This is a genomic window from Sphingomonas sp. SAFR-052, assembly GCF_051965015.1.
GTDB lineage: Bacteria > Pseudomonadota > Alphaproteobacteria > Sphingomonadales > Sphingomonadaceae > Sphingomonas.
Genome location: NZ_JBQCMO010000020.1, coordinates 1 through 23,344 on the forward strand (window position 1 = coordinate 1; position 23,344 = coordinate 23,344).

Below are 23,344 nucleotides of genomic sequence, written 5' to 3' on the forward strand. Positions count from 1 at the left end.
CAGCTGGCCAGCAGCTTCCTGGGCATGGTCCACCTTGCCACCGCCAGATACTGGCTCAAATTCGTCCACGCCGCCTAAGAGGCATAGCGATAAAGGCGAGTCGTGGAGCTTCGATCAATTCTGCCAGCGAACGTTCGGGAAAGGGCGCCGTTCGCCGCTAGCCAGTACCGCTTGGCCCCGTCCGTATGCATTGCGATCGAATGTAACGGACCTGTCGGGCCGACGCGGCGTTTACACAGGCATGACTCTTGTCCGACGCGAGCGATCAGTGGCTTTTCCTATCGTCTACCATCCTGCCGCCCTGGATGAAGCTCGTCGCTTGATTGCTGAGCATGAGGGTAGAGCGCTCCGTCTCGTTGAGAGCAAACTGAACGACCAGCTTGCCAAGGGCGACGTGGTGGCCGCACTTCACCTCGATCAGGTACGACGCGCAATCTCGAATGCCGACGCTGGGCCTTTAGTCCCCTAATGCGCTTACTGGCTTATCAGCTTATCATAAGTCACACTGCCGTAAGGCGTACGGATCGCAATCTGCGAAATCGCTTAAGGAAGCGGCTACGCAAATGGTGCGCGCTCTCCAGCACGGAATAATTGGCTCAAGAACCGCACAAGCTAAACGGCTGTTAATTCGCATCCCTCGCGGCCTAATACGGTGCCGAATTCGACTTGCACGTTACTCGTATCGTTGTACCGAGCGGTTGCTGTTTCCCTAAATCCCGAGATCCATTGACTGCGTTCCGCATGCATGAATGGCGATTTGTACGGGCAATCGCAGATTGTTGAACCGGCTATGCGGCCATGCGCCAGCCCTTCGTTATACGGATTTTGCATACAGTACCCCCAGTGCGCCTGTAGCAAATCGATTAAAACGAAAGCCACCTCGAATTATGATGTCGGTCTATATCCTAGAGGTATAGGTACGTTGGAGTTCATACGAGTGGCGCTGCTTGATAACTTTAATTCAAAACGCGGCGGAGGATATTGGTCGCTAACTCTGGAAGACTGAGCACGCACTCGCGGTGGCGCCGGGTGTCGGGTTCAGCGTTTCCGAAGTCCGTTCCCGGACGGGGAACGAGGCTTCGGAGCGGATGATCGGCGTGCCGAACAGCATGGATGAAACGATCGGTTTGTAGCGATACGTAACTTCGACGAACACCATCGCGGCATTGTCGGACGCCGCAATCTGGTTGCCGGGGGCGCCCATGGCCTGAAGCGTTGCGTCACTCTCCCCCTTCCCAGACGTGCCGTATTGCGGCTGTGAGTCCGGAACGTTCAGCGCACCGGTACAGCGCTGCCAAACGATCCGCTGCCCTCTACGGCCATCTGAAAAGCCATTTGACGTCACGTCACTCATTACGATGCGACCGCTGCCAGCAAAATCCATTGGTTCCCCAACGATCTTGCCGCCGAGAAGCACTTCGTTCACGTCAGCTTCGCTGATCGAATCTCGTACGCGGGCCGCGTTGTCCGCGCTGGTCGCCGCAATCTGATGGACGCGCAGTATGGATATGCCATAATTGCACAGCTCAAGACCAAAAAGCAGCACGGTCAGCACCAACGGCAGCGTAAGGGCGAACTCGAGCAGAGCCAGTCCTTGCCTGTCTCTCCCGAAGGAAGACAATTTCGTTCGTATTGTCATGGGCAACGTACCGTCGGCATTGCGCGTGACGTAAAGGGCTGATTGCGCAGTACGGTCGAGGTTGTGATCTCCTGCTGAGATCCCCAACCGAACAGGCTGCCAACCGGCATGATGCTCGGGTACTGCAGGCTAACTGTGTAGCGGACGATATCATCCGCAGTACCAATGCCGCTATTCGTTTTAACGTCGTATGCGCCGTTATTGTTCGCATCCTCATAACAATCTTGGGTGCTATCATAGGCACCGTCACCGTTACGGTCGAAGGTGAGTTTCTCTGGCTTTCCGACGTTCGAAAAGTTGTAAAAGCTCTCCTTCTTGATCGACTGGATGCTGATGCTTCCAGACAGCGTTGCCATCCGATCCGTTATGGTCTTGTCGATCTGCGCGCCACTCCGATCGCCAACCGTTGCCTGCCGCGACGCTTCAAGTAACGCGCCCTGAAGGATTGCATTGACATACGCACGGTAACCAAGCTCGAAACCGCCAGCCAGAAGAGCGCACAAGACGGGTAGTATCAGTGCGAATTCCAGCACCGTTGCTCCGCGTGTCGCAGTGAGGAACCTGGTTATCACTGGCTTAGCCTCAGTGAACCAATTTTTGATCCAATCTCTTTGAATTTGGCGATCAAGGCGGCGTTGGATGATAGGCCGGCAGCCTGCTCTGGTTTCGACGCACAGTTGGTCATGTCCGCCGTCAACGTAGTCGAGAAAGCAATGACCCATATGTCGATGCCCTTCGCTTTCGCAGCGTTACACGCCATACGGAAGCGCTGCAGATGTCGAGCGAGCAAGGCAGCGTTATCGGTAGTGGGGGAACCGTTCACTCTTCCATCGAGATATTCGATGCCATAGGCGGAGTAGTCGTTCCAAGTAGGAGACATGTCCCCGTCCGTCATGAATATCATGTACTTCTTTACAGAGAAGCCACGAATTTTTGCTGGATTATCAGGGTCGGTCACATCGTTAGTTTCGGGCGTTGCTGACTTGAACAGACCTGTCGTCGAAAGGAACCGTGCGCCCCAGATCATACCAATATCGTGATAGGTGCCGCCACGGGCTACGAGGCCATTCAGGTAGGACACAAAACCGGACCGATTGTTATAGTAGTTCTGTAGCCGTTTGGCTTCAGTTGGACAGTAAGCAACTGGTTGACGGCCAACACCGTACGACCACGACCAGTCGGGGTAGTAGCTGACGTCGTTCCACATTGGCCGCCAACGGGTGTCATCGTTATACGGCACCAGATCAACATCGAGATCATAGGCGTCGCTTGGCGCGGTGGTCGAAGAACCGCCGTTGATCGCGGCCGAATTGGTCTTACGCTCCTCGATGCAGCCGTTCCAAACCGATTTGAACTCGTAAGGCCGATCATCAGAAGGATCGTTAGTGCCGGTTATCTGCCAGATTGGCGTCGGTGACTGGACGTTGGTTGCCTTCAGGTTGCTTGCCAAAAACGGGCGCACGTCGACCGATCGACGACCATAGGTATAGCCATCCGGGTTGCCCTTGCTTTGAACAATCACGCTACATCGATTACTAGCTAACCACCATCCGCCCATTACACCTGTGTAATTGGCGTCCGCTTGGCTCGCCTGGCTGTCATAAGTGTAGGCGGAGTTGCACGCTGACTTGTTGTTGAAATATGCTGTTGCATCGATCCAGTCGGGAGTACGCGACTGATACGACCAGCTTTGAACCATCCAGTCTGGGTTCTTTTCGTACAGGATCCTTCCGACATTGACCGTACTGTTGTAGTTGACGAAGCCGTAGCGGAGCCGGAGATTGTTAGCAGCGAGCTGGGACTGGGCAGTTTCCAACGTGTCGTAGAAGCTTGTTGCTGCACTCCGCAGGGCACCCATTCGAGAGCCGCTTTGCTCGACGTCGCCACAGTAGCCAGTGACGCCAGGCGCGCAATTCATCGACCCCGATAGATCGAACACGAACATGATGTCCGTGTTCACGAAATCTTGCGTTGCCGAGCAGGTCGTCGAAATTGGCAAGGTATCGAAGCCAAACAGGCCCATCAGCGTTGTCGGGACGGTGGTTTGGCTACTGATTTGCAGGGTGCCTGCAGTCGGGACCGACATCGTCAGGGTGTAAGGCGCCGACTGCAGATACCCTTGGGGGAAATCAAACATGAAGTACTTGGTTGCTTCATCACGCGCCGCTTGGGGTAAGGTCAGCCCCGCCAGCATGCGTCGACCAGCCAACGATCCAGCGTCACATGCTTGGCGGAAACGGTTCTGCGCAACGTAGGCCCGGGTCATGTCCAAACCTGACCCCATGAGCGCGACCAGCGGTATGAGCGCTAGCGTCATCATCGCCAGCGTATTGCCGCGCTGATCGGACCAAAGGCGGCCAAGCAGCATTCTCAAAGACATTGCAGTCGTACGCACCATTAGCCCCTACCCGCTTCGGACGAGCGAAGACCGCTTATGTGCTGATTATGCTGAAAACTTTTTTAATGCGGGGTGTGGCTCGTCGCGGTTACGAAGAATATGAGCTCTCTACCGCGTAAAATGCGGACTCTCGTACTGACGCCGGATACTCAGGCCGGTCCCGGCAGCGCGATCGACGGCTCGGTCGTTGATACTACTTCTTTCATCCGGTGTAGCGCAGTCACCCGCTTGACCTGTGCAATGCTGCAGCCGGCTAGTTCCGCCGTGCGAGCGATACTCATGCCTGCTTCGCGCAGCGCGATAATGCGACGATGGTGGGCAAGGTTTGGCTTTCGCCCGGTATAGCGCCCCGCCCGCTTGGCGATCTCGATCCCCTCCCGTTGGCGTTCGCGCCGCGTTTCGTAATCGTCACGGGCAGTTTGCAGTGCCACGCGGAGCAGCATGTCCTGGACCGCCTCTAGCACGATACGCGAGACGCCCGAACTGTCGGCAACCAGATCGGAAAGGTCGACGATCCCCGGCACCGCCAACCGTGCCCCCTTCCCTCGGATCGTTGCGACCAGCAGTTCGGCTTCGGGCAAAGGCAGGCGGCTGATCCTGTCGATCTTCTCGGCGATCACGACCTCGCCGGGTTGCAAGTCGGCGACCATGCGCAACAGTTCGGGGCGATCGGGTCGCGCGCCCGACGCCTTCTCACGGTACACCGCCGCGACATAGAAGCCGGCGGCCCGCGCGCTGGCAACGATCGCCTCCTGCCGGGTGAGATCCTGTTCGTCGGTACTGACGCGGAGGTGCACTCGAACGGCCCGGATTATACTGCTTCGCTGTTCGCTCATCATTCCTCGGCTCAACTGGGCATACCCAAGGTAGCAATAGGCCAATTGGAAGCGAGCAAGTTCGACGGCGCCATTAACAGCTAGTGATAGAGGGCGTTTCCATAAATGAACGACACTGGTGATCGTTCCGGTTAATACCGGATGTTGGCTTTAGCTCATGTTCCAAAACTAAGCATGGTAGCGACAACATCATATTTGCTGAACCTTGCCTTCGTCATTGACGCATCCATCGTCCGGCACCTGCCAAATGTAACCGGGAACTTTCCACGTAGAACGGACCGATTCGAAGGGATCAGGCCAAAGGTCGACTTGCTCAGTCATCGTTGCCTGCTCGAACACCATCGGAAAGGTCCCACCTCATCAAGACAAAATCTTAATTATGTTTCATAATACGACATAGACGAAGCGGCCTTATTTGCAACCTAAAGCTATCTGAAAACCAAAAACGATCCAAATCGGCAACGCCGGCGTTATTATATCATCAGTTGCACGCGACGTATCCAACGCAAACTTTCTACGTCGCGTGAACCTCGGCTCAACCGAAGCTGAAATCGTTGCTGCCGGCAGCGGTGTTCAAATTATACACACCGATCAACTGGATTTGTTCGATGATCGACTGGTCGGCAGAGGTGATGATATAGAAATCGCTACTGCCGACCTGCGTAATGGTGCCTTGGCCAAAGCCTTTGAACAGAAGCTTGTCGCCAACGAGTGCCCCCGCACCCGTAAAGTCTGCCACTCGGTCACCGGCCGCTTGGCTCGCTTGGAACACGAACGTGTCGTTGCCGCTACCGCCGCGGAGTTCGTCCGCACCGGCACCGCCGTCGAGGACGTTGCTCAGACCGTTGCCGACGATCTCGTTGGCGAGGGCATTGCCGGTACCGTTTCGCCCTTCACCGATCAGCCGCAACGATTCGACGTTGGTCGCCAGCGTATAGCTCTCCGCCGAACTCAGTACCTGATCGCTGCCACCATTCGCCCCCTCGACCACCAAGTCATCGCTCCGCCCGACAACATAGGTGTCGTTACCGCCAAGGCCCGTCATCGTGTCCTTGCCGCTGCCACCGTCAATATAATCATTGCCCACGCCGCCGGTAATGACGTTGTCGGACGAGTTACCGGTGCCGGTGAAGTTGCCGGCTCCGTTGTAGACCAGATTTTCAACGTTGGATTTCAGCGTATAGGTCGCCAGGATGGTCTCGATCGTGTCGATGCCGGAACTGCCGTTTTCAGTCACCACGTCGCCTAGGCTGTCGACGACATAGGTGTCGTTGCCCTTGCCACCTGCCATGACGTCGGCACCGGCACCGCCATCGATCCGGTTGTTCCCGGAATTGCCGCTCAGCACATTGTCCAGTCCGTTGCCGGCTGCGTTGATCGAATTCGATCCCAGCAGCACGATATTCTCGACATTGTCGCCCAGCGTGTAGCTCGCCGCGGTCGAGCGCACCGTATCGGTTCCGCCGCCCGCTACCTCGATCACCACGTCCTGCGCGGTATCGACGATATAGATGTCGTCGCCCGCAAGACCGGTCAGCGTGTCGATCCCCGTGCCGCCGTCGAGCATGTCGTTGCCCGCACCGCCGCGGATATCGTTGCCCAGCGCGTTGCCGGCGCCAATAAAATTGCCGCTGCCGGTATAGGTCAGGTTCTCGACATTGGTGCCCAATATATAGCTTCCACTCGACGCCTCGACGCCGTCGGTGCCGCTGCCCGCGCTTTCGGTGACGATGTCGGCGCTGTCGTCGACGACATAGGTGTCGTTGCCGGTCCCGCCGACCATCGTATCGCGACCCGCCCCGCCGTTGAGACGGTCGTCGCCAACATTGCCGGTGATGACGTTGTTCGCCGCATTACCGGTACCAGTGAAATTGTCGGTGCCGGTATAGGCCAGATTTTCCAGCCCGGTGCCGAGCGTCATCATGGCTAACACCGTCCGGACGGTATCCGTGCCGCCGGTGTCTTGGATCACGTCGCCCGCATCGTCGACGATGTAGGTGTCGTTGCCGAGACCACCATCGAGCGTATCGGCACCCGCTTTCCCGTCCAGCGTATCGTTGCCGTTGCCGCCGGTAATGACGTTGTCGGCGGCGTTGCCGGTCCCGGCAAAAGACGATGTCCCGGTGTAGCGGAGATTTTCGACATTCGCGAACAGCGTGATGGTGGTCAGCGTGGTGCGAACGGTGTCGGTTCCCTCACCCGCCTGCTCGGTCACCACGTCTCCGGTGGATGCGACGACATAGGTGTCGTTACCCGTCCCGCCGATCATCGTGTCGCTGCCGACACCGCCATCCAGCGTGTCGTCGCCGCCCTCACCGCGCAGGGTATTGTTGCCGCTATTGCCGGTCAGGACGTTGGCGAGGGCATTGCCGGTGCCGCTGATGCTGCGGGTGCCGGTCAGGGTCAGGTTTTCGACATTCACCGACAGGGTATGGGCGGACGCGCTCGACAGGACCGTATCGGTGCCCTCACCGGCCTGCTCGGTCACGACGTCGCCGCTGGCATCGACGACATAGGTGTCGTCGCCGGTGCCGCCGAACATCGTGTCGTTGCCGCTGCCGCCGCTCAGATAGTCGGCACCGCCGCCACCGTTCAGCGTATTGGCCGCGCTGTTGCCGGTGATCCGGTTGTCGAGCGCGTTGCCCGTCCCGCTGGCGGCACCGGTCGCCAATGTGAGGTTCTCGACATGGTCGGACAGCGTGTAGCTGACACTGGCGGTAACGCCATCGACGCCTTCGCCCGCCTGCTCGGTGACGACGTCACCGACAGTGTCGATGATATAGCTGTCGTTGCCGATCCCGCCGATCAGCGTGTCGACGCCTGCCTTTCCATCCAGGGTATCATTCCCCGTACCGCCGGTCAGGACGTTGCTCGCGCCGTTGCCGGTACCGGCGAAGTTGCCGCTGCCAGCAAAGGTCAGGTTTTCGAGGTTCGCGCCCAGCGTATAAGTGTTGAGCACGGCGCGGACGGTATCGGTACCCTCGTCGACTTGCTCGGACACGACGTCGCCGGTCGTATCGACGACATAGACGTCGTCACCACGACCGCCGACCAGTACGTCGTTACCGGTGCCGCCATCCAGCGTGTCGTTGCCGTTATTGCCCGACAGCGTGTTGTTGCCGCTGGTGCCGGTGATGACATTGTTGAGCTGGTTGCCGGTGCCGGTGATCGCGCCGCCGGTCAGCGTCAGATTCTCGACATTGGCCCCCAGCGTATAGCTGACCGACGACTGCACGGTATCAGTCCCTTCGTCGGCCGCCTCGACCACCGCATCGGTGCTGACGTCGACGATGTAGAGGTCGTTGCCGCTACCACCCACCAGCATGTCGGTGCCGGCACCACCGTCCAGCCGGTCGTTGCCCGCGCCGCCGTTCAGCGTGTTCGCGCCGCCATTGCCGGTCAGCATGTCGTCGAATCCGGACCCGGTGACGTTCTCGACCGCGGCGATCATATCGCCCGCCGCCTCGCCGCCGGTGTTGACCCCGGTCGCCAGATTTACCTGCACCGCCGCACTGGAATAGCGATAGTCGACGGTGTCGTCATTGGCCCCGCCGTCGATCACGTCGGCGCCGAGGCCGCTATAGATGACGTCGTCACCCGCACCGCCCTTCAGCGTATCGGCGCCGGCGCCGCCATAGATATGGTCGTTGCCGCCGCGACCATCGAAGCTGACCGGGGTAGCACCGGCATAATCGCCGTTGAACGCCTCGTTCTCGTTCGTGCCGAGGAAGCTGATCGACTGCGCCGTCGGATAGACCTGGATCGGCCGTTCGGCGGTGTTGTTGGTCAACACGTTGCCGAACACATAATCGGTCAGATCGACCGTCTGCGGCCCGAACGGGAACAGGTTCAGGACGCCGGCATACAGCCCGTCGAACGTGTTGCCGACGATCGTGACCCCGCTCGTCTCGCTGTTCACGCCGTTGCCGAGGCCCGTCGCCCCGCCGCCTTCCCCCTGGAACAGATTGTCGTGGATCGAACCGGTCGAACCACCCCCGGAGACATAGGCACCGATGCCGTATCCGGCGAACTTGCTGCGGCCGATGTCCAGCCCGGTGACCTGCGTCGTCTGGATCGCGACTTCGCCGTTGCCGTCGAACAGGCTGTTGGTGACGGTCAGGCCGTTCGCCTGCGCCGTCAGCCCGCTGTCGAAGGTATAGCCCAAAGGCTTCCCGGCCCCCGAAAAATGCACGCCGTCGAAGGTGACCCCGGCAGCGGTGACGAATACCGCACCGGACAGGTTGGATTCGGCACCGCGCACACCGTCGCCGCGGATGCCCGCATTCGCCCCCTTGATCGTGACGTCCTTGTCGACGGTTACCGGACCCGTATAGGTCCCCGCCGCGAGCAGGATGGTGTCGCCGTCCCGCGCCGCCGCGACGGCCGCCTGCAACGTCGCATAGCTGCCGACCAGCGCGCCCGATCCGGTGACCAGCTGCACCGCATCGTCGGCCGAGAATGCGCCATCGTCGAAGGCGAGTTGCTCGATCGAAACGAGCGTATCGTTGCCGTCCGCACCGCTGACGGCACTGACGGCGGTATAGCGCCCGGCCGCATCGGTCGTGCCGATGATCGTATAGCTGCGCGCGTTGCCGTTGAAGACGGCGATGTCGACGCCCCCGCCGCCATCCAGCGTGTCATTGCCGCCCATGCCGGTCAGCCTGTCGTCGTCCGCCCCGCCGTTCAGCGCATCGTTCGCCTTCCCGCCGGTCAGCAGATCCTCGCCGGCCAACCCGTTCAGCACCAGCGCGCCATCGGTGTTGCCGCTGGCGGTAACGACGTCGACGCCGGCCGAGCCGTTAAAGGTCAGCGTGCCGCCATTGGTCTCGTTGGCGATGGTGCCGAACAGGTCGGACGTCTGCGCGCCGGTGATCGTGACGTCGCTGACCGAAATGTCGGGGTCCAGATTCGCCTTGCCCGGTTCGCCGACGGCGATGCCGGTCGACAATGCACCCGAAATCGTGCCGTCATGGATGTCGATCGCGCCGATGAAGCTCGCCGGGTTGCTATTGTAGCTGCTCGGATCGTCCCGCACGGCGATGAAGATCGCGCCGCCATTCTTGTGCGAAACCCCGCTACCGTTCGACAGGCCGACATCGGTGAAGACGAAATTGTCGATCTCGATCCCCGAATATTCGCCATATTTCAGGTTCAGGTTGATGCCATTGCCGGCGCTGCCGTTCGATCCCGGCCCCTCCAGGCCGTTGGCCGCGCCATATTGGCCGACATTGGTCATGGTGATGTTGGTGATGCGGCTCTCGCTCAGCGTTTCGGTATAGATGCCTTTGCGCGCCAGGTCGCTGAAATCGGTGCCGTCGATCGTCACATCCGACAGGTTACCGCCGCCCGCCGCCTTGAATATCAGCATCCCGACATAACCATCACCAATCGACCCACCATTGATGGTCAGCCCGGTGACTGCCGCGTCGCCGTCCTTGCGGATACCGTTCAGGTTGGACAGGTAATCGACCTCGTTCAACGTCAGGCCATCGCTGCCGTTGCCGAGCAGCGTTGCGTCGTAAAAGCCCTTCACGTCGAGGCCGTTGATCGTGACGTTGTCGGCATTCACCGTGATGCCGGTGCCGCTGGTGTTGGCGATCCCTGCTTTCGACGTATCGGTCAGATGCTCGAACAGCGCACCCTCGGCAATGCCATAGGTGGTCAGGATATTGCCGGTCAGCGTCGCGCCCGCACCGTTGATGGTCAACCCATCTTTGCTGATAACGATATTCTCGGCATAGCTACCCGGCGCCAGGTTCAGCGTCGCGTTCACCGGCGCGTCGTTGATCGCGGCCTGAATGGTCGCATAGGTTCCGATCAGGTTGCCAGCGGCGTCGGTCAGCTGGACCTTGTCGTTCAGGTTGAGCTGGCGGCCGTTGCCAAAGCTGAGTATCTCGACGCCCGACAGCGTATCGGTGCCGTCGGGACCGCCGTTGCCGGTAAAGGCGACGTAGCGTCCGCCGGCGTCCCTCGTGCCGGTCACCGAATAGAGGCTGGCCGCGCCGGCGAACGTCGCGGTGTCGGTACCGTCACCACCGATCAGCGTATCGTCGCCCGAGCCGCCATTGAGATTGTCGTCGCCCGCCCCACCATCGAGCACGTCGTTTCCACCACGACCGACCAGCACGTCGTTGCCGCCACGTCCCTCCAACGTATCGGCATCGGCTGCCGCCCCCAGCGAGGGATGGTTGTTGCCGTCGAGATAGTCGTTCCCGGCGGTACCCTTCAACGTGTCGTTGCCGGCACCCCCGAGCACGAGGAAGTAATCGAGGCTGTTGCCTGGGGTGACGCTATCGCTGGCAAGTTCGCCATCGAACACGGTGCTGTCCGTCAGGTTGCGGGCGTTCAGATCAGTACCGACGTTGACGTAGTCGTTGTCGGCGAACGTCACGTTATCCGCCGTGAACCCGACCGATACGGCGGTACCGGTACCGCGGAAAAGGTTGTTCGAAACCGTCGCGTTCGATGCCTGAAACATGTCAAGGTTCATGCCGGTACGGGCGTATTCCAGCGTGTTACCGGTCGCCGTCAGCGTTACGCCGCCGCCGTCGAACCATATGGCGCGACCCCATGATGCATCGCCATAGCCGGATGCGAACGCGCCGGTGACGTAATTGTCGCTGATCGTCACGCTGCCGCTCGCGATCGGTGAAAGGAAGATCGCATGATCGTCCGACGCGGCGCCCTTGACCGATGAATAAAACACCGAATTCTCGACGACATGCCCACCGCCGGTACGAATATGCAGCGTCGGCTCGGATGCTCCGCCGCCGCTGGTCGTGGCATTGTTCAGGAAGCGCAGACCGTCCAGTACGACCTTGCCGGTCGAACTGATATCGGACCGGCCGATGATCGTAGTTTCTCCGGCGCCATCGGCCACGCCACGTCCCGCATCGACCCCATCGCTTCCGGCCTTTGCTCCCTTGACCGTCACCGCCTTCGAAAAATCGAGGTTCTCGGTATAGGTGCCGGCGGCGATCAAGATGGTATCGCCGTCTTCCGCTGCGTTCACCGCCGCCTGGATCGTCGCATATCCGCCATTACCGACGAGCAGAATGCGTCCCATGGCATCGTCGTTGACGATCTCGATACCGCTCAGGGTATCGGTGCCGTCGGCATCGGTGACCTTCCAACCGGTCGTCGTGGCTGTGATCATCGCCGGACCATCGTAGCGGGCGGTATCGATGCCAGCGCCGCCGTTCAGTTCGTCATCGCCGCTGCCGCCGATCAGCATGTCGTCGCCGCCCGCGCCGTTCAGTATGTCGTCACCCGCGCCGCCGTCGAACAACGACGGCGTACCGGCCGAATAATCGGTCATGCGATCGTTAAATTCGGTCCCGGTGAGCGTCTGGCCATCACTGATGCCGTCGCCATAGGCGTACACGCTGACGGCACGGCTCGTCCCCATGAAGCTGTTGTCTGCGCCGAGAAGGTCGCCGACCATCTCCGACGTTCGATACGTTCCATAGGCGATGTGCGCGCCGACGCTGTTGGAAAACTCGTTGGCCGAAATTACCGTGCCGTCCGCCCAGCCATCGCCCTTCAGCCCGGTGCCATTGCCAGTAAATTTGTTGCCGGTCGCGTTGAACTCAGTCGTCGGATTGAAATAGCTTCCCGAACCGAGGCCGGTGATCAGGCTGTCGCTCAGCTCCAAGCCGGTCACATTGCCGCCGGACGGTGTCAGCACGCCGATGCCGTCCTCGTTATCGTTGATGATCAGGTTGATCAGCGTGGCACCGTTGGCGCTCACATAGATCTGAACCGGGCCGTCTTCGCCAGCGAACGCGCTGCCTTCCGAAACGGTGAAGCCATCGAGCGTTACATTCGCCGCCGAAATAATGATCAGCCCCGAGACGATCGTTTCATCGCTACCGCGCCCCTCGTCTGGGCCACGCACGCCGGCATAGGCGCCGCGCAGCGTCAGTTGCTTGTCGATTGTCAAATTCTCGTCGAAGGTACCGGTGCCGACCTCGATGGTATCGCCATCAGCGGCATCATCAATCGCCTGCTGGATCGTGTCATATTCGATGACCTGGCCGGAGCCAGTGATGAGTTTGACCTTCGCAGTGGCTTCGTACGGTGCAACCATGACTTCCCCCTCCCGGCAAACCGGTCGGAGAGAACAAGGCAAGCGCCAGCGTCGACCGCCTGATCGGCGAACGGCATAGGGTTGCGGTTCAACGCCCCCTCACCCGGCGAGTACGTTGCCACCCCGACACGGACTCGTTCTTTATGCTTAGCCTTCGTTAGTAGGCATTGGGTAGTTCAGGCAACAATACTTCAATTGGGGTATGCGGAGTGCCGGGACTAAACACCTAGGACATTTCGCATTATGCAGCGTGGTCATCTGCTTGACCTGCGCGATGCTGCAACCGGCCAGTCCTGTAGTCCGAGCTATACTTTTACCGGCTTCACGTAGAGGGACGGTATGGCGGTCTCGGAATATGTTTGATTTCACGGTTTGATGACTCTTGCCTGCTTCGCAACCCCGCCGGGCAGCGTAGCGAGGTGGTCGTGCGAGACATGCTCTCCCTTCCCAAACACGCCCTGCGCGATCGTCTCGGAACGTCGCCGGGTTCAGTTATCGCGATCGGCAAGTGAAGGACGTCAGATTGCCCAGGTGACGGACCTGATCTCACGCGCAGGCGTACCAGCAACGAGCATTCCCGGCGGGACGTCTCGAACGACAATCGAGCCGGCCGCAACTACGGCACCGTCACCAATCGACACGCCCTTGAGAATAACGGCACCCATCCCGATCCAGACGTCGTTACCGATAACGATCGGCGCGGTACGTCCGCGGCTTCCGGTAAGATCGTGATGATCAGTATCTGTGATGACCGTTCGAGCGGCGATCGCCACCCGTTCACCGATCATCACAGACTGGTGACAGTCGATCCGCACGTCGTCAGCAAGATAGCCACTACCGAGGGTAAGCGCACCGCCCCTGCTGACCCGAATCTCGACGCCACGATGCAGCACGAATATTCCATTCACTTCGAGACGGCTGCGCTTATGGACGGTGACTTCGGTACCGCGCGGTGCCTGCCCTGACCACCATTTGCCGATCGTTAAACGCCCTCGGCCACGCACTTCGCCTTCGACCGTCAAACGAGCCTTGCGGTGAACGAGTACGCGGGGGGTGAACCTGATATTAGCGATGAAGGTAGCTATCGGACGCAACTGAAGAAGCCGCTTCGCCACTTTCTGAACGGTCATCAACGGCATCCATCTTGTCTGACTGAAACGTGTCAATGATACCCGCTAACGCTTCACATTTCATGAACCGGCATCTCGTCGTTCGATCGCTTTGCGCCAAATGGACATTTTTCGGTATACTCGGTCTGAGGTATCCATTTCTGCACACCGAACGTCAGATGAAATCGATAAAAGTGCCATTGAGCTACCTTCGTCACGCGATGAAGATTACTGTTTGGCTCAAACGATCACCGCCGGCTCGACTTCTGCTCGGTTCCCATTGGCAATTACGCGCCTCTCCCGGCGGCAGGTCATGTAGGTTGCGGTGAGCAGCACAACGGTAGCGATCGCGCCGATAGGAGCGAGATACGGCCGGAGCGCGCTGATCTGCCTCGGGCACCCTGGGCAAGCAGCATGACCGCCCGGACGCTTCGACCACGATTGCGATCATCGGCAATGGAAAGCCGAACGCGTGAAGCGCTAGGAAACATTTGCATTGACGGTGACGGAGTGTGCCACCGTCAACGATCCTGACGCACCTGTTGGCACGGCCGGCGATCCTGCCCCAGCTGGGGAGCAGCACTGACGGTGGGCAAGGCAGCGCGGCAGCGCTGGGATCGCAGCTCAACGTGCCTGATGGTGCTGGCGGCATGCGCAGCCAGTTCGTCCGGTTGCAGTGCGCCTTGCTGGCCGCAACCGGTCAACCGCTCCGACCGGACTATCCAAGATAGCAGGTGTTACGACGACGCAAGCGAAGGAATGCGGCCTTCGTCTGCGCCGCCGCAACGCGCGGTACTTACAACCAACTACGCTTCTGAGCTAACAGAATAAAATAATAACGGTTGGACTTAGACTATATCGCGCCTCTTTCACTACCATTATGGATCATTTTTTGATAGACCGAGATTATTACTTATTTTTATTAAACTTATCTATAGTAAGGATGGCGCGTTCCACGTTTGGAATCGAGACGTCCCGGGTTTAATGACGCAACAGAGTTCGAACGGGATACGCGCATCGTGGCGCACAGCTTTGCCCTCGCGGACATAGCTCGCGAGGCGGTTCATAAGGATGCGGGCGCAGCGCTGATCAGAGCAGCGCTCGTATGCTGGGAACCTGAGTACAGCAGGGAAGGTGCATTGGCTCCGGTGCGGACCACTTTGACTGGCGTGTATGAACCGATCGGCAGCGGACTGCGACAACCTACCTAACGCTCGTGAAACGCGTGGCGGAGCAACTGCCATTAGTGGTGCGGTGGCAAGGGAGTTTTGGCGCTCAGTCACCCCGCCAGACGGATCACCGTGAGCGATCGCCAGATCCTTAGCATCACTATCTGTCTGAATCTTGGCAATTGTCCTCAAGCATAGGTGCAGAATGTACCGTAGCGCCAGTCAATGCGACGGACTGCGTTCCCTTACTAGGCCGCCGGACCCTTTCGGCTACCAAGATTTTCATCGCCATGAAGGCCAATTCCGGCCGGATCGAAAAAGTACCGTTCCCAGATGTCTCGGTCAGTCTCGTGGCGTGCCTCTCGCATCGCTTCGCGAACAGCGTTCTGAAGGTCGGCGGCATCTATCATCGTACGCCCTGTCATCATGTCCCAAGCTGGGACGGACGAATCGCCGTAACCGTATCAAAATAGGAATCCTATAGTATTTTTTAGAATTGACGTTCGGCTGCCCCATAAATGGGCTGGCTGCCCACCGACCGTTCGTAACGCCGCTTCGCAGCCACAGTTCGAGCATTATAGCGGTGACGACCTTCCTTTCTCGAAACAGGCTTTATCAAGCTGCCCCCCCCCCCAGACGTAGCCGCTAATTACGCATCGAACCGGTCAGATACGGCAAACGGCGCTATTGGTGACGAAGCCGCATCACGATTATGTTCGGTAGCTTCAAGAACGGGCGCCGCATCGCAACTCGCTACGACCGCTGTCCTCTCACCTTCTTTTCCGCCACCAGCCTGGCTGCCATCGACATCTTCGGACTGTAACCAATGCGCAATGCTTCCAGAATGGTTCAGATGTGAGGCGGGGATGGTGCCACGGGTGACATATTTCGATCTTGCGAGATTTGCACGATCCGCTCGGCAGCTTCATTAGCTGCGTTCATAATGACCTGGCGCTCCAGTTCCGAGATTGTAGGGCGCACTTTATCGTCAAGGACGCTTAGGACGCCAACAGGCAATCGCCCGTAAGGCCGAACCAGCGATGCTGCGTAAAATTTGAAACGCGCATTTTCACCGTTGATCCAGGGATTTTCCGCAAAGCGTTCGTCGCTACTGAGGTCCGGTATAACAAACAGTTCGTTCCCAGCGGCGAGCGCATGTCCAGACAGGGAGTTCTTGCGACTGTATGCGCCAACCGAGAACCTATGGGCTGCGATCACATACTGGGTATCACCGTACAAGATTGACAACAGCGATGACGTTCCGCGCACTAGCCTGCAAGCGTCTTCGCAAATGGCGTTGAGCTTTGCATCGTTCCGAGCCCGAACTGCACCTGTATCGACGACGGCGCGTTCGCGTTCCGCTTCGTTCGGGCCGGTAGGTGGTGGAGAAAATACGTAAACACTCACTGAGACGGCCTTAAGTTGTTAGCGGCGGCCTTAGCCGCACATTTCGCTCCTATAGCCCTCGATTTTTTTAGAAATGTCTCGGTTCGAGACGATTGGATCTACCTGTCCAGTCTATAATTTACCGATTTATTGAAGCCTGTTCGGTTTTTGCAGACGCAAGCGCGACGACAGTCAATTCGGGTCGCCACTGCCGATGGTCAGGGGGTGGCTTCCGTCTTGGCGCCATCTTTACCTAGCGGCGGTCGGCAGCACCAAGACGATGCTGGTCATCGGCAACGTGAGACCGTTCGGCTGCTTCGTCGATGTCCATCCCGACTATCAACATCCCCAGGAACTGCGGCGCAGAGGAGCTGCGATCCAGATTGTCGGACAGGATGTGTTGCTTTGCGCGGATCGGGGGCTATCCCCTGCCCTACGCCCGATCGATCAGCCGCGTGTAGATCACTCGCATCGCATCGACGTCGCGCCCGCAATAGACGCGCAGCGCGCGGTCGAGCGCGATACGGCGGTCGGGGGTGCAGTCCGGGGCGCTCGCCTCAAGGTAGGCCTCGACCGCGTCGCCGCCGGCCTTCACCTCGAGCATGGCATAGTCGAGCTCGGGCGCGATCGTCGGCAGCACCGCCTTGATCGACCAGCTGCCGCGCTGGTCGCGGTGGTACCAATGGTCGCGCGCGACGGGCAGCAGGTCGACGATCCGATCGGCGAGGCTGTAGAGCGCCCCGGCAAGATCGGGGAAGCGGGAAGCGAGCCGGTCGATCACCCCGCGCTCGAACACCGCATGCCATGCGATCACCGCCCCCTGCGCGGGGAGTGCGGCCAATGCGTCGGCGCAGGCGCGGCGTGGATCGGCTCCGTCCAGCGACAGGAACTCGTGGCGCTCGACATGGCCGTCGGCCGTCTCGACATCGGCGACGAACTGGAACGGCACCTGTTCATACGGGCGCGCGCCCGGCCATGCAGGAAGCGCGTGCGCTACCGTCTCGAAATCGAGCCAGATGCGCGGATAGCTCCAATCGCGCGTCGCGGCGGCGACACCGGCAGGATCATGTTCGGCGGCCCCGGTGATGCTCGCGCGCCAGATGCGGCGATCGGTGTCGGAGCGCAACGCCTCGGCGGGGATCAGCGTCAGATCGTCCATCCCCTGTTCGGCGAAGCGCTTGCCCGCCCCACGGGGCAGGATCGTGACCGGCCAGTCGGGACCCGGCGGCAGCGTGGCATGGCAATGCGCGGTAAAGATGCAGGGGTGCGGCGAGCGACAATGGTCGCCGGTCGCGGGGGGCGGCTCGGCACCCGCCAAAATTGCCTGTGCAGCGTCCAGCAGCGCTGCGCGGCCGGCGGCAATGGTCACGCTCGACGCGGTGACGTCGCTGTCGGCGAAGACATCCGACAGGTAGCCGTCGGCCGGTAGGATGAAATCGCGATCGAGGTGGCGGACCGTCGCCTTCGCGACCGACAGCCCGGCGCCTTCGGCGACCCAGCGCTGCGTCGCGACCGCCGCGAGATGATGGGGCTTAGCCCGGGTCGCGCCGCGCACCGCGATCACCTGCCATCCATCGGCGACAGGCGTCGCGATATCGACGGTGGCGCAAAGACCGTCACGCTCGAACGCGGCGTTCAGCACGGCGCGCCGCCCGGCGACCGCCTGCCGCGTTGCCGCGACAGCCGCCGTCCAGCCCCCGGCGTAATCGATCGTGACGGCGCCTGCGCACTGACGTTGCGCCTCGGCCTTCACCGCCTGCGCGGTCGCGAGGCGCGCCTCGCCATCAGCCCCGGCGAGTTCGGCCGCCCCGGGGCGGAAGCGGGTGAGCCATAGCAGCCGGGGGCAGCGCTCGAACTCGGTCAGCCGGGCGGGTGTCATCACCGGACGATCGGTGTGAGAGGAGCTAAGCCCCCCGCCGGGCTGCAGGCTGGAAAGGGTCGACATCGTTCCTCCGGGCAGGGTCAACGCGACAGCGCGATGAGTTGAGCCAAGCCGTTGGCCCCGGTCTTGGCGACGATCGCGGCACGGTGATCCTCGATCGTCTTGGGGCTGAGCCCGAGCATCGCGGCGACCACCTTGTTGCTGTGGCCGAGCACCAGCAGGTCGAACACCGCGCGTTCGCGTGGCGACAGCATGGCGGTGCGGGCGCGAACCGCGCGCTGCTGGCGCGACCATGCGACGCCTTCGGCCACGGCGGCGACGAGGCGGGCTTCGTCGAACGGCTTTTCCAGATAGTCGAGCCCGCCGTAGCGCCGGACGGAATCGACCGCGTTGGCGGTCGTCGGCCATGCGGTCATGAATATGATCGCGACGGCGGGATCGATCTCGCGCACGCGGTCGGCAAAGCCGAACCCGTCGAGGTCGCCCATCATGATGTCGGTCACGATGCAATGCGCCGGGGCATCGCCATAGACCGACAGCAGCAACACGGGGTCGAGGAACGGTTCGGCGGCATGGCCGTGGCGGATGAGCAGGCGGGCGACCGCCGCGCCCAGATCGCGGTCGTCATCGACGACATAGACGATACCACGGGGCGAGGGAGACGGTTCGTTCATCGGACACCTTCGGTCAATGGCAGCGTCAGCATGGCGTGGACGCTGCCGCTCGTGTCGACGCTCCGGGTCAGTGTGCCGCCATGCGCCTCGACGATCGCGCGCGCGACCAGCGCGCCGACCCCCATGCCCGCTCGCGCCTCTCGTCCGGGTACGCAGGCATTGCGGATGCCGATCCGAACCTCGTCGCCACCCCGTTCGACGGATATGAAGACGCGGCCGTCGCCTGCCTGGAATGCGTTGCGCACGAGGTTGACGATCGCCTGCGACAATTCGATCTCCTGCCCCAACACGAACAGGTCGGGCGCGACTGGAGCGATGCTCAGCACCGCGCGCGCGGCCTTCGCCTCAGGGGCGACCAGTGCTGCGACCGTGTCGATCAGCGCCGCCACCGGCAGCGCGCTGGGTTCGTCGACCGCACGACCACCGAAGCGGCGCAGGCGCCGGACCAGTTGCGATAGTGTCGCCGCCTTGCGATCAATCAGCGCGGCGGTCTCGGCGATCTCGGGATCGGCGCCGGCAGCAATTTCACGAAGATGGCTCGCCTCAAGCGCGAGGGTGGAGAGGGGCTGGCTGATCTCGTGGATGACCGCGACCGACATCGCGCGCAGCGTTTTCAGCCGTTCCGCCTGGAACAGCATCCGGTCGCGGCGGGTGAGGTCGATCTTCGCCTGTGCCTGGGCGTCGGCAAAACTGCCCGCCAGATAACCGACGACCACGATCGAAGCGAGGCTCATGTGCAGTGCGAACCGTTCGGCCAGCGGCAACGGCGCGACGGTGAACGGCAGGATGGTCACCGCGACCACCAGCACCGCGCCCCATCCCGCCATCCGCCCGAAGCGCAGGCCCACCCAGGCTACGGCAAGCAGGACCGGCGTCACCGGTGCGCCGAGCCCGATCGCGGTCAGCAGCGCAGTCAGCGCCATCGCGGCGCCAAGCACCACGATTGTCTCGGCAATCGCCAGCAGCAACCGGCGACCGCGCACGAACGCACGCCGGTCGAAGCGGCCCTGCGCCGCCCACAGTAGCGGAGGCGCGACCAGCATCACGCCGAGCAGGTCGCCGACCATGAAGTTCATCAGCGAGGCGATCACTTGGCGCAGGCCGTGCACTCCAGTCAGCTCGGGCCGGAGCAATGCCCATGGCAGCGAGACCAGCGCGGCGGCTAGCGGGGCCACGACCGATACGAGCGCAAGCGGCATCGGGGCGACGCCGAGTGTCGAATGCAGCCGCGGTGCCAGTCGCCGCACCGCCCATACGCTCAACCCATAGATCAGTGGCGGGCGGGCGACCCCGAGCAGCGCTGCGATCCATTCGGGTGCGCCGGGCACGATCACGCCGTTGGCGGTCTGCACTACCAGTTCGGCGGTGGTGATCGACAGGGTGAGACGTGGCCCCCGGCTCCACAGCAACGCCAGGCGCAGTCCGGCGGCGGGATAGAGCAGTGAATAATAGCCTTGCCCGCCCCATGCCGCCGCGACATGGTGCGACACCAGGAAGGCGATCGCATATCCCGCGATCCACGGCAGGTCGCCACGCGACGGGCGCGCGGCACGCAGCAGCGATAACGGGGAAAGGGGCAGCGACGACATTATCGCCCGCCTTAGCGCCGCGACCCTGCCCGCGCCTATCGGGGTATTTCCCGGATAGCCCTTGCCAGCGATCCGGACCACCACCGTCGCCATCACTGGCGAGGATGTTCGATGCCGTTCTATACCGCTGACACGTTGATGACGCTGCGCAAGGTCGCAGCTCCCGCCGGCAAGCCGGACTGGGCCAATCTGGTCGCCGACAGTCTCGATCAAGACCCCGCACCCGAGCTGTGCGGGCCGGGGCTGTATGCGCTGTTCCTCGACGGTTCGCTGTTCTACATCGGCCTGCATGTCGGCGAGCAGGCCGAAGCCGATTATTCGGTGCTGCACCGCTGGGTCCTCCACGTCGTGGGGCAGACGCTGCGCTCGCGTGAGACAAGCTTCAGCCGGACGTCGCTGCGCCGTCTGTTCGACACGCAAGCGGGCGATCCTGTGAGTGAGGGGCTCGCCGCCTGCTTCCCCGATGGACGCAACACCGATCTGATGGCTTTCGCCGCGCATCCGTTGCTGAAGGGCGCGCACTGTACCGCACAGAAGGCGGCGTTCGCCGCGCGGCATTGGGACGTGTTCGCCCCTGGCAATGAGGACGCGATGCTATCGCGCATCACCTGCCTGTTCCAGCCCGTCGCCGCCGACTGGGCCGGGCGGCTTGGCGGGGCCGAGGCGCGCGAGCGTGGCGCATGGGCGCGCGAGGCATGGCTACGGCCGGCGGAGACCGAGCTCGTCCACCGGTTCCGTCCGATCTGCAACGCGGCGATCCCGATCGGCACGCAGCGCGACGGGGTTGGCGTGGACGAGGTGGCGGCTGCAATGGCGGCTGAACTGCCGCAGGTGCTGCCGGCGTTCGATCGTACCGCCTATGCCGCCCGCGTCACCGCACGCCGCGCCGCGCCGGCATCGGTCGTCGAGGCCTATGGCGACCGCCGCGAACCGTCCGACACCGACACCGCCGCGCTGGCGGACGAAGAGGGGCTGAGCATAGGCGAACAGGAATTCCGCCGACTATCGAGCGACGCAGGCAACCGTTTCATCGATACACTACGCGATACGGCGCAGGGCGATATCGAGCTGTATTTTACCGATATCCCAGACCTACGTCTGCGTATCGCCGGAACCCGGCGTCCGCTCGTGAAAATCTCGACCGCGCGGGGGTTACTGCGGTGCTCCACCCGCGTCGCCCCGGAGGTGTGCCTGCGGCTCGGGTTCGAGGACGTGTCGGTGCGCGAGTCCGATCCGATGCGGACCCATTTCCTGTTCGACCCAGCAACGACGCCGCCCGATGCCATATTCGATCTGGTCGAGGCGAACAGGATGCTATGATCCGACATCAGCGCGATGGGGGACGCGGCACGGCTCCCCCGCGCGAGGAGTACGCCCGTTGGCAAATGCCCGACGGCAGCATTCTGATCGAGGAGCGCGAGATCGTGCCGCGTCGCTGGTGGAACCGGCTGACGCGGCCGATCGGCATCGCGATGATCGGGGTGGCGATCGGGTGGCCGATTGTGCTGCTGTTCCTCGGCCGGCCGCGTGCGGCGCTGGGTTTCGCGGTCGCCGACCTTTGCGTGATCGGGACCGGACGCGACCTCATGCGCTGGGGTGCCAAGCGTTGGTCGGAGGGCGAGTAGAGCAGCGCCCGTCCCCAGCAGACAGGAAAAAGAACTCTGTACCGATACGCTTCCCTTATCTCACTGCGTACAGGAGCCGCGCATCGTCCAATATGCTGAACGGCATCGGCGTAATCCAGTCGCCGCCGCGCCCTGAATGGCCGTGGAACAGGTCGTCCAGCACCGGCGGCAGTGCGCGTTCATCCACCGCCGGCGCCAAGGCCTGGCCGCAACTTCACTGAAATCGACCGTGATCGCACGGCAATCCAATTCCATACCGGCTCCCCGATCCGGCTATGCCGAGCTGACGGTCACGATTCAGGTATCAGCTGGCAGTCGTTGAAGGCTGTTCTAAGGACATCAGCGTCTCTGCGACTTCACTCTCTACCCCCGGTAGGCTGGGCGAGCATTCTCAAGTTGAGACGGCACGGATGTTTCCTCTTTCGCCTGCGCTGGAACATCCGTTAAGGCTGAGTAAAGGCAGCTCGAACGGCGGCCTTTTCTTTGGGGGGATGGACATGGAAATCACCGGCACTGCTGGATAGGAGACGTTGACGGGTACGGCGGGCGACGACGTGATCTTCGGCCTGGGGGGCAACGATACGATCATCGGCGGAGCGGGTAACGACATCGTCGATGGCGGCGATGCGGACGACTGGATCCGCGATGACCGTGGGTCGGATACGCTGCGCGGCGGCGCTGGCAACGATTGGATCTCGATCTCGCGATCGAGCAACAACACAGTCGAGAACGTCTCGATCGATGGCGGTACGGGCGACGACACCGTCACCTACCAGAACTACAGTGCAGGATCGGTCGCGATCGATCTCGGCGACGGTGCCGATAGTCTTGAGCTGTGGACCACGCAAAATAGCGCGCGGGTGACCCTGGGTGAACAGCCCCCAGCGGGTGGTCCGGCATGTTAGTTAGTGCATTGTCGTCTCCGCCGCCATTGCCGGGCGTAGGTGG

13 protein-coding genes and 2 pseudogenes are annotated in these 23,344 nt (G+C 61.4%); 4 read left to right on the top strand and 11 right to left on the bottom strand.

Translation table 11 applies throughout. The features are described from left to right. Positions 1–988 precede the first annotated feature (988 nt). The 6 genes and pseudogenes from ACTHQV_RS18805 to ACTHQV_RS18830 all read right to left on the bottom strand — a co-directional run. Positions 989–1,555 carry a pilus assembly protein gene (locus ACTHQV_RS18805; protein ID WP_440492260.1) on the bottom strand — a complete coding sequence of 189 codons (567 nt, stop codon included), beginning with the start codon at positions 1,553–1,555 and terminating at the stop codon, positions 989–991. An 80-nt stretch (positions 1,556–1,635) separates the two neighbouring features. After that, positions 1,636–2,172, bottom strand: a complete 537-nt coding sequence (locus tag ACTHQV_RS18810) for a TadE/TadG family type IV pilus assembly protein (RefSeq protein ID WP_235515722.1) — start codon at positions 2,170–2,172, stop codon at positions 1,636–1,638. A 35-nt stretch (positions 2,173–2,207) separates the two neighbouring features. Next, positions 2,208–4,007 (bottom strand): TadE/TadG family type IV pilus assembly protein, encoded by a 1,800-nt coding sequence (locus ACTHQV_RS18815; protein ID WP_440492261.1) that lies wholly within the window; start codon positions 4,005–4,007, stop codon positions 2,208–2,210. 179 nt (positions 4,008–4,186) lie between these two features. Further along, a complete protein-coding gene (locus ACTHQV_RS18820; protein WP_440492262.1) occupies positions 4,187–4,834 on the bottom strand; it encodes a recombinase family protein in 648 nt (215 codons plus the stop codon). A 574-nt stretch (positions 4,835–5,408) separates the two neighbouring features. Continuing rightward, positions 5,409–12,962 (bottom strand): hypothetical protein, encoded by a 7,554-nt coding sequence (locus ACTHQV_RS18825; RefSeq protein WP_440492263.1) that lies wholly within the window; start codon positions 12,960–12,962, stop codon positions 5,409–5,411. Positions 12,963–13,480: 518 nt separating this feature from the next. Continuing rightward, positions 13,481–13,654, bottom strand: a pseudogene (locus ACTHQV_RS18830) (DapH/DapD/GlmU-related protein); the annotation flags it as partial. A 2,238-nt stretch (positions 13,655–15,892) separates the two neighbouring features. Between ACTHQV_RS18830 and ACTHQV_RS18835 the strand changes: the two are divergent. Continuing rightward, a pseudogene (locus tag ACTHQV_RS18835) lies at positions 15,893–16,063 on the top strand (IS5/IS1182 family transposase); the annotation flags it as partial. Positions 16,064–16,089: 26 nt separating this feature from the next. On the opposite strand, the gene ACTHQV_RS18840 reads toward ACTHQV_RS18835, so the two are convergent. The 4 genes from ACTHQV_RS18840 to ACTHQV_RS18855 all read right to left on the bottom strand — a co-directional run bounded on the left by ACTHQV_RS18840 (position 16,090) and on the right by ACTHQV_RS18855 (position 20,771). Beyond that, the gene (locus tag ACTHQV_RS18840; RefSeq protein WP_156360021.1) at positions 16,090–16,458 is read right to left on the bottom strand and encodes a GAF domain-containing protein; all 369 of its coding nucleotides are present in this window, start codon (positions 16,456–16,458) and stop codon (positions 16,090–16,092) included. A 601-nt stretch (positions 16,459–17,059) separates the two neighbouring features. Then, entirely contained in the window at positions 17,060–18,505 is a 1,446-nt protein-coding gene (locus ACTHQV_RS18845) for a DUF2779 domain-containing protein (protein WP_200913231.1), read from the bottom strand. Between the two features lie 83 nt (positions 18,506–18,588). Beyond that, positions 18,589–19,182, bottom strand: a complete 594-nt coding sequence (locus tag ACTHQV_RS18850) for a response regulator transcription factor (RefSeq protein ID WP_440492264.1) — start codon at positions 19,180–19,182, stop codon at positions 18,589–18,591. Then, positions 19,179–20,771, bottom strand: coding sequence for an ATP-binding protein (locus ACTHQV_RS18855; protein WP_440492265.1), 1,593 nt, complete (start codon positions 20,769–20,771; stop codon positions 19,179–19,181). The genes ACTHQV_RS18850 and ACTHQV_RS18855 overlap by 4 nt, the downstream gene beginning before the upstream one ends. Before the next feature lie 111 nt (positions 20,772–20,882). Here ACTHQV_RS18855 and ACTHQV_RS18860 point away from each other — a divergent pair, with 111 nt between their 5' ends. After that, complete coding sequence (locus ACTHQV_RS18860) at positions 20,883–22,091, top strand: hypothetical protein (protein WP_056455834.1); 1,209 nt, start codon at positions 20,883–20,885, stop codon at positions 22,089–22,091. After that, positions 22,088–22,396 carry a hypothetical protein gene (locus ACTHQV_RS18865; protein ID WP_156360022.1) on the top strand — a complete coding sequence of 103 codons (309 nt, stop codon included), beginning with the start codon at positions 22,088–22,090 and terminating at the stop codon, positions 22,394–22,396. The genes ACTHQV_RS18860 and ACTHQV_RS18865 overlap by 4 nt, the downstream gene beginning before the upstream one ends. 55 nt (positions 22,397–22,451) lie before the next feature. Here the strand turns inward: ACTHQV_RS18865 and ACTHQV_RS18870 are convergent, their stop codons facing one another. Beyond that, positions 22,452–22,583, bottom strand: a complete 132-nt coding sequence (locus ACTHQV_RS18870; protein ID WP_268795273.1) for a hypothetical protein — start codon at positions 22,581–22,583, stop codon at positions 22,452–22,454. A gap of 343 nt (positions 22,584–22,926) precedes the next feature. Here ACTHQV_RS18870 and ACTHQV_RS18875 point away from each other — a divergent pair, with 343 nt between their 5' ends. Next, positions 22,927–23,301: a calcium-binding protein gene (locus tag ACTHQV_RS18875; protein WP_440492266.1), complete on the top strand. Its 375-nt coding sequence runs from the start codon at positions 22,927–22,929 to the stop codon at positions 23,299–23,301. Positions 23,302–23,344: the final 43 nt, after the last annotated feature.